At 69.5% G+C, this 12,523-nt stretch carries 8 protein-coding genes and 1 tRNA gene; 4 read left to right on the top strand and 5 right to left on the bottom strand.

The genetic code is table 11. The features are described 5' to 3' along the window. The first annotated feature begins 137 nt into the window (after window positions 1-137). The 3 genes from BKE41_RS23720 to BKE41_RS30500 all read left to right on the top strand — a co-directional run bounded on the left by BKE41_RS23720 (window position 138) and on the right by BKE41_RS30500 (window position 5,379). The gene (locus BKE41_RS23720; protein WP_012321465.1) at window positions 138-2,768 is read left to right on the top strand and encodes an FAD-dependent oxidoreductase; all 2,631 of its coding nucleotides are present in this window, start codon (window positions 138-140) and stop codon (window positions 2,766-2,768) included. 133 nt (window positions 2,769-2,901) lie between these two features. Continuing rightward, window positions 2,902-3,846 (top strand): family 16 glycosylhydrolase, encoded by a 945-nt coding sequence (locus tag BKE41_RS23715; RefSeq protein WP_024828736.1) that lies wholly within the window; start codon window positions 2,902-2,904, stop codon window positions 3,844-3,846. A 438-nt stretch (window positions 3,847-4,284) separates the two neighbouring features. Beyond that, a complete protein-coding gene (locus BKE41_RS30500; protein WP_083374408.1) occupies window positions 4,285-5,379 on the top strand; it encodes a glycosyltransferase family A protein in 1,095 nt (364 codons plus the stop codon). A 326-nt stretch (window positions 5,380-5,705) separates the two neighbouring features. Here BKE41_RS30500 and BKE41_RS23710 read toward each other — a convergent pair. The 5 genes from BKE41_RS23710 to BKE41_RS23690 form a co-directional block, all read right to left on the bottom strand. Next, window positions 5,706-5,782: transfer RNA gene (locus BKE41_RS23710), tRNA-Arg, on the bottom strand. A 126-nt stretch (window positions 5,783-5,908) separates the two neighbouring features. Further along, entirely contained in the window at window positions 5,909-6,661 is a 753-nt protein-coding gene (locus tag BKE41_RS23705; RefSeq protein ID WP_029358672.1) for a nucleotidyltransferase family protein, read from the bottom strand. Between the two features lie 19 nt (window positions 6,662-6,680). Continuing rightward, window positions 6,681-8,243: a tRNA (adenosine(37)-N6)-threonylcarbamoyltransferase complex ATPase subunit type 1 TsaE gene (gene tsaE / locus BKE41_RS23700; RefSeq protein ID WP_041372398.1), complete on the bottom strand. Its 1,563-nt coding sequence runs from the start codon at window positions 8,241-8,243 to the stop codon at window positions 6,681-6,683. A 178-nt stretch (window positions 8,244-8,421) separates the two neighbouring features. Beyond that, a complete protein-coding gene (locus tag BKE41_RS23695; RefSeq protein ID WP_071000178.1) occupies window positions 8,422-9,702 on the bottom strand; it encodes an EAL domain-containing protein in 1,281 nt (426 codons plus the stop codon). 86 nt (window positions 9,703-9,788) lie between these two features. Next, a complete protein-coding gene (locus BKE41_RS23690; protein WP_043074641.1) occupies window positions 9,789-11,612 on the bottom strand; it encodes a sigma 54-interacting transcriptional regulator in 1,824 nt (607 codons plus the stop codon). Window positions 11,613-11,987: 375 nt separating this feature from the next. On the opposite strand from BKE41_RS23690, the gene cynS reads away from it, so the two are divergent. Beyond that, complete coding sequence (gene cynS, locus BKE41_RS23685) at window positions 11,988-12,476, top strand: cyanase (RefSeq protein WP_012321458.1); 489 nt, start codon at window positions 11,988-11,990, stop codon at window positions 12,474-12,476. The last annotated feature ends 47 nt before the right edge of the window (window positions 12,477-12,523 follow it).

The raw sequence follows: 12,523 nt of genomic DNA, 5'->3' as shown, positions 1-12,523 counted from the left end.
CGAATATTTTTCCCTATCTTGGCAGAAGCCGGCTGAGAAAATCGGCCACTCGCCGATCGTTTGAACGATTATCGCCGCGCATCAACCGTGCGTCCGCGCCGATAGTCTCGATGGAATGAGCCCGGGAGCCGCTCACCGTGATCCAGCTGCGTGCCGCAAGTGAAATCGAGGGTCTTCTGGATGCGGCTTGCGATGTCTGCATTGTTGGAACGGGGCCGGCCGGGAGCACCCTGGCCCGCGAGCTGTCCGGCAGCGGCCTGAGGGTCGTGCTGCTGGAGAGCGGCGGCCTCGACCGGATGGAGAGCGCGGACGCGCTGGATGCCATCGTGAATGTCGGGCGGCCGCGCGCCACGCAGTGGGCCGTCCGGAACCGGATCGTGGGCGGCAGCTCTCACACGTGGGGGGGCCGGTGCGCGCCCTTCGACACCATCGACTTCGAGCAGCGTGCCTGGGTCCCGGAGAGCGGGTGGCCGTTCCAGCGCGACGCGCTCGATCCCTATCTCGAGCGGACGGCCAAGTATCTCGGGCTCGCCTACGGCAACCATTTCAGCGACGCGCGCTTCTGGGAGCTGTTCGGTTCGCGGCCGGCCTGGTCCGAGCCGGATCCGCGGCTGCTCCTGCCCTTCTTCTGGCAGTTCAGCCGCGACGATGCGGAGTCCTATCCGTTCGAGTACACGCGCTTCGGGCGGAAGCTGGACGAGCAGCTGGGCGCCAACGTCACGTTGATCAGCGGCGCGACCGTCGTCGCGATCGACGTGGATGAGGCGGGTGACAGGGTACAGGGCGTTCAGGTCGCGGCGCCCGACGGCGCGATCGTCAAGCTGCCGGCCCGCCGCGTCGTCCTGTGTGCCGGCGGGATCGAGAACGCGCGGCTTCTCCTCGCCTCCGACCATCAGATCCCGGGCGGCCTCGGGAACGCGTCTGACCTCGTGGGTCGCTACCTGATGGATCATCTGCGCGGGCCGGTCGCGCATTTCGACGTTCGCCGGTCGCGCGCCCTGCAGCGACGGTTCGGCCGCTACACCATCGCGGATCGGCTGTTCCGGGGCGGGCTCCGCCTGAGCCCGGACGTCCAGCGAAGCCGCCAGCTCCTGAACTGCGCGGTGTGGCTCGGAGAGACGCTGGCTCCGGACGACCCGGGCGACGCGATCCGGAGGATGCTGGTCGGCAAGCCGCGGGCGAAGGACGTCCTGACCCTGGCGTCGAACCTGCCGCTGCTCCTGCGCGGCTGCCGGGATCATTTCATCGCCCGCAACGGCTTCCCGCGGAAGCTCTCCGAGCTGAGCCTCGAATGCATGGTCGAGCAGCGGCCGGATCCCGAGAGCCGGGTCATGCTCTCCGATCAGCGGGATCACCTGGGCAGCCGGCTGCCCCTGATCGACTGGCGCAGTCACGAAGATGAAGGCCGCACCATGCGCGAGACGGCGCGGCTCGTCGTCTCCGAGTTCGCCCGCCTGGGCCTGCCCGCGCCCGTGCTGGCAGACTGGGTGCGCGACGAGGCGCCGATCCCGGTGAGCTTCGTCGATGTCGCCCACCCGACCGGCACCACCCGCATGTCCGATGACGCCACCAAGGGCGTGGTCGATGCCCAGGGCCAAGTTCACGGGATCGACGGCCTGTTCGTCACGGGAAGCTCCGTGTTCCCGACGGCAGGCCACTGCAATCCCACGCAGATGATCGTCGCCCTGGCGATACGTCTCGCCGACGCGCTGAAGGTCCGGGGGCAGCGCGACACCGCGGTATCCGGCCTCCGAGCGTCCCCGCCCGTCCCGACCGGTCTCCGCGTCCTCGTGACGGGGGCGACGGGGCGGATCGGCCGGATCCTGGTGGAGGACCTGCTGGAACGCGGCTACGCGGTCAGGGCCGTCACGTCCCAGCCCCTGACCGAGGCGCAGCCGCGCACGGGTCCGATCGAATGGCGGACCTTCGACTTCACGGCGGATCAGGATTACGCCGCCCTCGTCCGCGGCTGCGAGGCCGTCATGCATCTCGCCGCCGAGCTCGGGAAGCAGGACCGGATGCCGGCCATCAATGTTGAGGCGACGCGGCGCCTGGCCGAAGCCGCGGAGCGGCACGGCATCAAGGCCTTCTGCTACATGAGCACCGTCTCCGTGTATGGCAGCGGCCGCACGCGCACCATGACGGAGACGGCACCGGTTCTCACCAGCAGCGTCGACGTCAAGTCCGAATACTGGGCCCTGGACTACGTTCGCGCCTACGGTCGAACGAAGCTCGCCGGCGAGGAAGCCATCCTGCGGGTCGCCGCGACCCTTCCCTACGTGATCTTGCGCCCCACGGTCGTCGTCGACCTCCATAATCTCATCGGCTTGCGCGACTGGGGTCTCTCGAAGCGCCTCTTCGCCGCGCACCGGCCCTCCCATCACGTCTACGTCCGGGACGTCACGGACGCGGCGATCTGGACGATGACCCAGTCCCTGAGCGGGGCTTGGCCGGCCGGGCAGGTGCAGATTTTCAATCTCTCCGACCACGAGACGCGCGATGCGCGGATCGGCGACTTCATGCGACGGGCGTACGCGATCAGCCGCGATCGCCGCTTCCGGGTCATCCCGATGCCCGCCGCCGTCGACTGGCTCCACGATTTCCTACGCAACCGGACGCTGCCCTTGCGCAATCCTCTCTGGCGCATGCGCTTCCCCAACGATCGCCTGCGGCAGGCCGGGTATCGACACCGCTACGGCATGGCCGAAGCCCGCACCAGGGCGCTGGAGGTCCTGCGAGCGGAAACACGGGAGCGAACAGGGGCCTGAAGGCCGTCAGCACCGTTTCCATCGGCGTGCCCTCGGGCACCGGCACACCCCAGATCATGGTGTCACGGTGAGAGGGATGTCGCTGCCGCGAAGCTCTTACGCCCTTGCCACGCCGCAACTCGGAGCCTGAGCCATGACGAAACTTCGCTGGGTCCGCCGCGATCTGCTGAAATCGTGCTTCCGGGATCTACCGATCTGCGCGGCGGCGTCCCTGTTGCCGACCAGCCGCTCGAGCGCGGCGATGGACGCCTCCTCGGATCCGACGCAGGGCCGCACGCTCGTCTTCGACGAGCCCTTCGCGGAGATCAACGGGCGGATCTGGAATGGCGGACCGAAGGCCACGACGGGCCCCTCCGGATTCTACGGCCGTTCCGCCTTCGCTCCCCTTGCCGGGGCGGAAGGCTTCAAACCCTACGCGATCGTCGCGGACGCGGACGCCACGGGCGGCACGGCCCTTCAGATCTCCGCAAAGTATATCGGGCGCAATATGGGCGTCGTGAATTACTATGGAAACAATATACCTGACTTTCAGTGGATTTCCGGGAACCTACAGACCGGCAGCCGGAGCGGCGTCGTATCGGTCGGCTGGCGCCAAGGCTATTTCGAAGCGCGGATGCGATTCCCGCAGCATCCGCTCACGTGGCCGGCGTTCTGGCTTCTCAACCGGGACGGCATCACCAATGCCAAGCGGAGCATAGAGGTCGACATCGTCGAGCACAAAGGTTTCGAGCCGAAGCTCTACGGGGCCTATTTGCATGAATGGGGACAACCGGGTGAGCACAACGAAGGAACGGGCGTCCCCACCCCCGTCGACATGACCGAGCAGTACTGCCGCTACGGCGTACTGATACAGGACGGAAAATGCATCCCCTACTTCGAGCGTGCGCCAATTATCAATCCAAAAACGGGTCAGCTAAATATCTGGACACTCACACGCGCCTCGGAGATGGAACAGACCGGCGACGTCTTCTGGCCGCTCCTCACACTGGCGCTGCGGACGGACGTCCCGGCGCCTCAACTGACCGAGGCCCAGAAGCTCGTCCACATGCGCGTCGACTACTTTCGCGTGTACGCGTAGTCGAGCACGCCGTGTAGACGAAGCCGTGAGGGCGCCGCGGCTCGCGCTCGCAACCGGATTTCCTCGCGATCGACACGCGGAGCGCATCGCTCCGAGATCGCTGACGCCTGTCGATCGGGCTCGGTGCCGCCGATCCGCCCGCTCGATCCAGACCTCTCGAACCGTAGCGCGGCCGCAGATGCTCCGCCGCGCACGCGTCGGGAGGGGTGTGCGGCCGCGAGCGGACGCGACGATACTGTTCCTGTTTCCGGCCCGGCCGCGGAATAAATGGCTTCGCGAAACGTTCGAGCTCTAATCAGATTTTCGTCGCGCCGCCGGCCTATAACGTCCTTGAAATCCGATCTGAAATGCGCGAAATATAGTTTATTGCCGGGGAAGCCCTGCGCCTGATGAGTCAATCGTGATGATGAGCTGCAGCTCTCGTTCTGCGAAGCATACATGAGCACTGATGCGGTCGCAGCCGAGGTCCTGACAGGCACGAGGCCTCCAGCCCTGGCAGTCATCATCAATTGCTTCAATTACGAGCGCTATATTGAATGCGCGATCCAGAGCGTCGTCTCTCAGAACAACCCCGACTGTGAAATCGTCGTCATAGACGACGGCTCAACAGACGGATCTTGGACAATAATACAGAACAGCGGCGTTCGCGCCTTTCGCAAGACGAATGGAGGGCAGGTCAGCGCGTGCCTTCTAGGGATTGAGAAAACGACAGCGCCCTTTGTTTTATTTCTCGATGCCGACGATCAACTTCTACCCGGCTCTCTGGATGCGATCATAGACGCGCTCGATGCGGACATTTCTAAGCTCCAGTTTCAATTGGTGCGGATCAATGAGACCGGCGCGGTGATCGCACCCGCTTTTCCCGCACTCCCGATGGGACGGGATCGGGATAAATTTCAGGCGCATGTGAAAAAATCCGGCACGTACATCTCTCCACCAACGTCCGGCAATGTGTTCCGGAGAGATGTCTGCGAGTTACTGCGGAATGCGTCCTACGACACAGCCGTCGACGGTGTTATCCTCACGGCGGCGCCGTTTTTTGGCGATATTGTCAGCCTGAACCGGCCGCTCGGATGCTATAGAATACACGGTCAAAACAAGTCGGGAGTCCAGAACGGGGTATCCCAAGCGCTTCTCGAGAAGCACAAGCGCCGTTTCAACGACCGCGTCATCCATCTCAAATCAATATTGCGGCAAAACAACTGGAGCGACACGATTAGGGACCCGAAGTCAATGTATTTCTACAATATTTATGAGATCCATCAGGACATGATCTCGGGACGTCGCGTCTCGGCCAGGAAGGCGCTGGGCGCCGTGAAGCAACTGCCAGCTTGGTACAGCCCTCTCAGGCGAGCCGTCACGGCTGCTGCACTTCTGACCGCCCCCGTCCTACCGAACGCCATCAATGTACGCTTCATCAATTCTTGGCGCCTTGTTCTTGTACGCCTCGTCTCTTCCTTTGCGCGTATGCAGGCGCTGACGGTTGCGCCGCGTTCCTATCCCCGCTGCCCTCTTCCCGGCGGCCCGCGCTGACGGCCTTGCGCCCAAGCGCCCGCGTCGTCGGCGGAGCGCGGCGCATGAATGGCGTGCGTGCGGTCGCGGTATCGCCTTCGACAATCATCGAAGCGGATGCTCCGCGGAGACGGCCGGCTTCCGCGCGGTCAGAGCGCCGCTGTGACCTGCACCGCGCGAACGGGGCAACGGTCAGGGCGTGTTCCGAAGATAACGGTCAATCGGATCCGAGGACGGAGGTCGGGCGACCTGAATGCGCTCGAGCGAGCACCGTGGGTCTTCGACTCTGGTGCTGATGCACCCGTCTACGTGGGCTTTCCTGCCCGACCACGGGAAAATGCAGGGAATGGCGCGCCCGAAAGGATTCGAACCTCTGACCCCCAGATTCGTAGTCTGGTGCTCTATCCAGCTGAGCTACGGGCGCCTGACACGGCGGCGGGCTCTCGGCCCGCCGGTGTGAAGGGGCTTCTAGAGGCTCAAATCCGGCTTGGCAAGACACTTCGGGCAACGACTTGTGCGGGCCGTGCGCGCGCCTCGGATTTCGCGGGGCCTACGGCGTCCGGGCGCTCGCGCGCACGCGCTCCTCCGCGGCGCGGATCGCCTCCGGCGTGCCGACATGCAGCCACTGGCCGTCGAGCCGCATTCCGAACAGCCGTCCCGCCGCGATCGCCCGGTCGAACAGCAGGTTGAGCGAGAAGGCGCCCTCCGGCGTGTCGGCGAAGAGGCCCGGCGTGAGGATCGCCACGCCCGCGTAGATGAACGGGGCCACCGCGCGCTCGCCGCGGCGCTCCAGGCGGCCGTCCGGATCCATCACGAAATCCCCGGCCCCCTCGTAGCCGAGGCTGGTGGCGGTCGGCGCCACCAGCAGCAGGCCGTCCATGCGGTCGCCGTCCCAGGTCTCGACCAATCGCCGCAGGTTGGAGGCCGGCCCCTCGAGCCAGAACGAATCCGAGTTCAGCACCGCGAACGGCGCGTCCCCCAGGAGCGGCAGCGCCTTGCGGATGCCGCCGCCCGTCTCCAGCAGCGCCGCGCGCTCGTCGGAGACGGTCGTGGCCGGTCCCGGGGCCGCCCCCTCGGCCCGGCGCGCGAGGTGCCCCTCGATCAGGTCGGCGAGATAGTGGACGTTGACGACCGCGGTCCCGATCCCGGCCTCGGCGACCCGGTCGAGGGCGTGGTCGAGCAGGGCCTTGCCGGCCACCTCCACCAGGGGCTTCGGCACGGTGGCGGTCACCGGCCGCATGCGCTTGCCGAGGCCCGCGGCCAGGACGAAGGCGCGGCTGACGGCGGGGCTGGGATCGCTCATGCGGTCGGGAATCCGGAGGTCAGGGGTCGGGCGCCGGGGCGACGAGGCCCGGCAGGTGGTCCGCGTGCCAGGCCCGCAGCCCGGCGAGCGCCGGATGGGCGAGGTTGCGGGCGAGGTAGCCCTCGATCCGCGGCAGGTGCGCGAGGTAGCCGGGCTTGCCGTCGCGCCGGTCGAGGCGCGCGAAGATGCCGAGGATCTTGGTGGCGCGCTGGGCCGCCAGCAGCGCGTAGGCGGTGGCGAAGGCGCCGACGTCGAAGGCCGGGTCCCGGCCGCGGCGCTCGCGGGCGTAGAGGCCGAGCAGCCGCAGCTCGAACTCCGCGCTGGAATCGACCCGGGCATCCTGCAGCAGCGAGGCGACGTCGTAGGCCGGGTGGCCCATGACGGCGTCCTGGAAGTCGATCAGCCCGACCCGCTCCAGACCGTCGCGCTCGGGCAGCCAGATCAGGTTCGGGGAATGGTAGTCGCGCAGGGTCCAGGTCGGCCGGTCCGGGATCGCGCCCTGGAGCGCCGCCCGCCACAGGTCGACGAAGGCCGCCCGCGCCTCCGCCGACAGGCTGACGTTCCGGATCGCCGGGGCGTACCATTCGGGCATCAGCTCCGCCTCGAACAGCAGCGCCTCCATGTCGTAGGGCGGCAGCCTGTGCTCGGTCCCCTCGGCCACGGGCAGGACCGGGGGAAGCGGGTTGGCGTGGAGCTTGGCCAGCACGCGCACGGCCTCGGCGTAGCGCTCGGGCCGCGGAGCGCCCCCCTCGACCACCGGCTCGCTGCCGAGATCCTCCAGGATCAGCAGGCCCTCGGTCAGGTCCTCGCCGTAGATCTTCGGGGCCGAGAAGCCGAGCGCCCGCAGACCCCGGTCGAGGGCCACGAAGGCGTGGACGCTCTCGGCGAGGTGCACGATCGCGCTGTAGGGCTTGCCGTCCCGCACCGGCGGCCCGTCGGGCCGCGGCGGCGCGATCATCAGCACGGCGCTGGTGCCGTCGGGCTTGGTCAGGCGTTCGTAAGCGCGAGAGGAGGCGTCCCCCTGCATCAGGGTCCGCTCGGCGATGTCCCAGCCGCTGCGGTCGAGGAGGCGGCGCACCGCGCGGGCCCGGTCGAGGCGGGCGCGCATGCCGCCGGCGCCGTCGATCCGGGCGAGACGCGCCTCGGGGCCGAACTCCGCCCGCAGGGACAGGTCCACGGTCAGCACCGGGCCGTCGCGGGGCGGCATCCGGTCGGGCCACTCGACCAGGGTGATCGCGCCCTCGGCCATCTCGTCGAAGCCGAGTTCCACCAGCTCGTCGGGATCGCGCAGCCGGTACAGGTCGGCGTGGACGATCGGCCGGCCGTCGCGGGCCGCGTAGGGCTGGATCAGCGTGAAGGTCGGGCTCGGCACCTCCAGGCGCGCGTCGCCGGCGAGCTCGCGGATGATGGCGCGGGCGAGCGTGGTCTTGCCGCCGCCCAGCCCTCCGGACAAAGCCACCACGTCCCCGGGCATCAGGAACTCGGAGAGAAACAGGCCGAGATCCTCGGTGGCCGTCTCCTCCGGCAGCACGAATTCCCAGGGCGCCGGCCGCGCGGATGCCCCCGCCGCCTCTTCGGTCATCTGCCCGTCCCGCTCGTCTCCGCCCAAAGCCCGCCTCCGAGACCCGAAGACGCATGGTCCGAAAACACGCACCGGATGCAAGCGTTTCCGCCCGGAACCGCGCGCTTCCCGCCCGCCCGGTGCATCGAAAGCACGCTCGCGGAGGCGGCGAGAGATCGCGCCGCCCCCCCCAAATCCCTCAGCCCTGGGCGCGGACCCTCGGCCGGCCCTGGCCGGTCCCTCGGGGCAGCCCGACGCGCCACGCCTCGGCGTTCCAGGCCGCCGCCGCCGCGAGGGCGTCGGCCTCCGGCATCGGGCGGCCGAAATGGTAGCCCTGGCCCAGGGCGCAGCCCAGGGCGGCGAGGGCCTCCGCCTCGGCGCGGCCCTCGATGCCCTCCGCGACCGCCACCACGCCGATCTCCTCGGCGAGCCGCAGGATGGTCTGGACGATCCGGCGATCGCGCGGCTCCGCCAGCATCGCCCGGACGAAGGCCCGGTCCACCTTCAGCGTGGTGATCGGCAGGGTGCTGAGATGGCTGAGCGAGGAGTAGCCGGTGCCGAAATCGTCCACCGCGATGCCGAGGCCGGCGGCGCGGCAGCGCGCGAGGGCGGCCGCTGCCCCGGCCGGATCCTGCATGAGCGCGCTCTCGGTGATCTCGAGCTTGAGGGCGTCGGGCGCGATGCCGGTCCGGCGCAGCATCACGTCGATCAGGGTGGGGATGTCCGACCGGGCGAGGTCCTGGGCCGTGACGTTGAAGCTCACGAACAGGGACGGCTCGACGGCGGCGGGGGCTTGGAGGCCGGCCTGCAGGATCCGGGGCACGATCCGGCCGATCGCGTCGATCACCCAGGCGGTGATCGCGAGGATCAGGCCGTTCGCCTCGGCGGCCGGGATGAAGGACGCGGGCGCCACGAGCCCGCGCTCGGGATCGTGCCAGCGGATCAGGGCCTCGAAGCCGGCGAGCCGCCCGGTGGCGAGCCGCACGATCGGCTGCAGGAACAGCGCGAACTCGTCCCGGGCCAGGGCCCGCCGCAGGGCGCGCTCCTGCGCGAGGGACGCGACCGTCGCGTCGAAATCGGCGCGGGCGGAGGGCGACAGCGGCGCCGGAGGCCCCTCCACCACGGCCGGCCCGAGGCGCGGCAGGGTCTCGCGGAACCGGGCGATGAGCCCCTCGAGGCAGAGGCGCAGGATCGGGTCGGCGCCGGCGAGCCGCTGTTGAATCTGCGCCGCGCTCACGGGGACGAGCACGCAATCCGCCTCGGCACGCGCGCCCGCGGAGCGCGGGAGGGCGTCGAGGATCGCCATCTCGCCGAAGATCTCGCCGGCCCCGCGCCGGGCGAGCACGGTCTCTCCGCCGTCGCGCCGCCGGAAGATCGCGATGCGGCCGCTCAGGATCAGGTAGGCGCAGTGCCCGATCGACCCCTCGTCGAACAGGACGGCGCCGGCCGGGAGGGTGACGGGATCGGAGAGGTCCTGCATCGGTCGGAGACGCTGCGCCTCCGCGGGGAAGGCCCGGCGCGATCGTTGGCACAGCGACCTTAAGATCGGATCAAGGGGTGGCCGGATCAGCCGCGCGGGATCCCGTGGGCCTTGATCCGCGAGGCCAGCGTCGTCGGCCGCAGGCCGAGGAGCGCGGCCGCGCCGCCCGGCCCGGAGATCCGTCCGCCCGCCAGCGCCAGGGCCGCGACGATCTCGGCGCGGTCGCGCGCCCGGCGCTCGGCCTCGGTGGCGGGCCGGCCATCCGGCGGAGCGGCCGGGGCGGCCGCGTCGGCGGGCCCGGCCGCCTCCCCGTCGGGCAGGTCGAGGCGGAGGCGGCCCCGGGCGGAGAGGATCACCGCCCGCTCGATCACGTTCTCCAGTTCCCGGACATTGCCGGGCCAGGGATAGCGGCAGAGACGGCGGACATCCCCCTCCGTCAGGCGCGGCTCCGGGACGGTGAGGCGGCGCGCGGCGACCCGGAGCAGGTGCTGGGCGATGGGCGGGATGTCCTCGGGCCGCTCGCGCAGGGGCCGCGCCTGGATCGGGAAGACGTTGAGGCGGAAGTAGAGGTCCTCCCGGAAGCGGCCCGCCCGGATCTCGGCGCGCAGGTCCCGGTTGGTGGCCGCGACCACGCGCACGTCCACCGCCCGGGTGCGCGCCTCGCCGACCCGCTCGAACGAGCGCTCCTGCAGGACGCGCAGCAGCTTGCCCTGGAGATCGAGGGGGATCTCGCCGACCTCGTCGAGGAACAGCGTGCCGCCGTCGGCGAGTTCGAACCGGCCGACACGGTCGCGCAGCGCCCCGGTGAAGCTGCCCTTGGCGTGGCCGAAGAACTCGCTCTCGAACAGCTCGCGGGGGATGGCCGCGCAGTTGACGCGGATCATCGGGCGGGCGCTGCGCCGGCTGGCCTCGTGGATCGCCCGGGCGATCAGCTCCTTGCCGGTGCCGGATTCGCCGGTGATCAGCACGGTGGCGTCGGTGGCGGCGACGCGGTCGACCTGCCGGAGCGTCGCCGCGATGGCGGGCGAGCGGCCGATGATGCCCTGGTGCTGGCGCTCGGCCCGGATCTCCTCCTTCAGGTACGCGTTCTCCAGCTCGAGGCGCTCCCGGAGCGAGTCGACCTCCGCGAGCGCGCTCGTCAGGCGGGCCTCGGCCTCCCGGCGCTGGCTGATGTCGCGGAACACGATGACGGCGCCGAGCAGGCGCCCCCGGTCGCGGATCGGCGTCGAGGTGTACTCGACCGGGAAGGAGGTCCCGTCGGCGCGCCAGAAGACCTCGTGATCGACTTGGTGGACGATCCCGTCCCGGAAGGCCGCGTAGATTGGGCAGTCGCGGTGGGGGTAGTGGCTGCCGTCCGGGCGGGTGTGGTGCACGGCGGCGTGCATGTCCCGGCCGACGAGGTCGCCGGCCTCGCAGCCGAGCATGCGCGCGGCGGCCGGGTTGACGAAGGTGGTCACGCCCTCCGCGTTGACGCCGTAGATCCCCTCCCCGGCCGCGCGCAGGATCAGCTGGTTGCCGCGCTCGATGTCGCGGAAGATGCGCTCCACGCGCTGCCACTCGGAGAGGCCGGCGCGCATGTGGGCCTCGGCCTCGCCGTCGACCTGGCGGCGGTGGAGCGTGTCCGGGTCCGCCAGGGTCACGAGGAGGCGCATCGCGTCGCCGGGGAGCGGGTAGGCCGCCGTCTCGACCCGCAGGTCGCGGCCGGCCGCGTCGCGCGGCGCCAGCGTCCGGGTCCACCAGTGCCCCTTGGCCAGGACGGCCTCGGTGAAGACCGTGAGGGCCGGGCGCTGGCCCGGGAACAGGGCGCTGGCCCGCGCGCCGCGCAGCGCCGGCCGGCCGTAGCCGAGGAGGCGCGCCGCCGCCGGGTTGGCGTCCGCGACCCGGTCCTCCTCGGGCGCGAGGACCAGCATGGGATCGGGACTCGCCTCGAAGACCGGCCCGAAGGTTCCCGCGGCGCCGGGCTCACGAAATGTCGTCATCCGCTCACGATATCTCGTTTTCGACGAGATGTCGTGAGCGACGTCTGCCGCGCCAACGCGTTGTCATCTCGCGCGATTTCCCCGGGAAACAGACTGGCATACCGTTTGCCGAGAGAGCCTGTCCGCCCGTCGGCCGGCGCGGCTCCCGAAGCCACGCCGCGACGATGCCCGGCGGATGTCCGCGTCCGGACGCGACCGTTCCCCCTCACCGGTCGCGATCCGGACGCGCACCCGCATCGGGTGGGTGGGGCCGCGGAGCGCGCGGCCTCACCGGACCCATCGCAGATCGAACTCCGGGAGCCGACGATGAAGCGCGAAGACCTCACCGAGAAGCTGCTCGACATCAAGCGCGAGAAGGGGTGGAGCTGGAAGCACATCCACGAGGAGATCGGCGGCCTGTCGCCGTTCCTGATCACCGCGGCCTGCATGGGCCAGATGAAGCTGCCGAAAGCCCAGGCCAAGCGGGCGGCCGAGCTCTTCGGCCTCACAGCCGCGGAGGAGCGGATGCTGAACGAGCCGCCCTATCGCGGCTCGATCCCGTCCATGCCGCCCACCGACCCGCTGATCTACCGGTTCTACGAACTGGTGATGGTGTACGGCACGACCTTCAAGGAGCTGATCCAGGAGGAGTTCGGCGACGGCATCATGTCGGCGATCGACTTCAACATGGACATGGCCCGCGAGGCCAACAACAAGGGCGACCGCGTGAAGCTCACCATGTCGGGCAAGTTCCTGCCGTACAAGTACTACGGCAACGACGACGACACCCCGGAATACGGGTTCAAGGAGGGGTAAGGGATCCGGAGTGCGCCCCTCCCCCCGGGGAGGGAGCCGCAGCGGAC

Origin of the sequence: Methylobacterium sp. C1 (genome assembly GCF_001854385.1) — a bacterium.
Lineage (GTDB): Bacteria > Pseudomonadota > Alphaproteobacteria > Rhizobiales > Beijerinckiaceae > Methylobacterium > Methylobacterium radiotolerans.
This window is presented reverse-complemented; position numbering and strand designations above follow the sequence as displayed.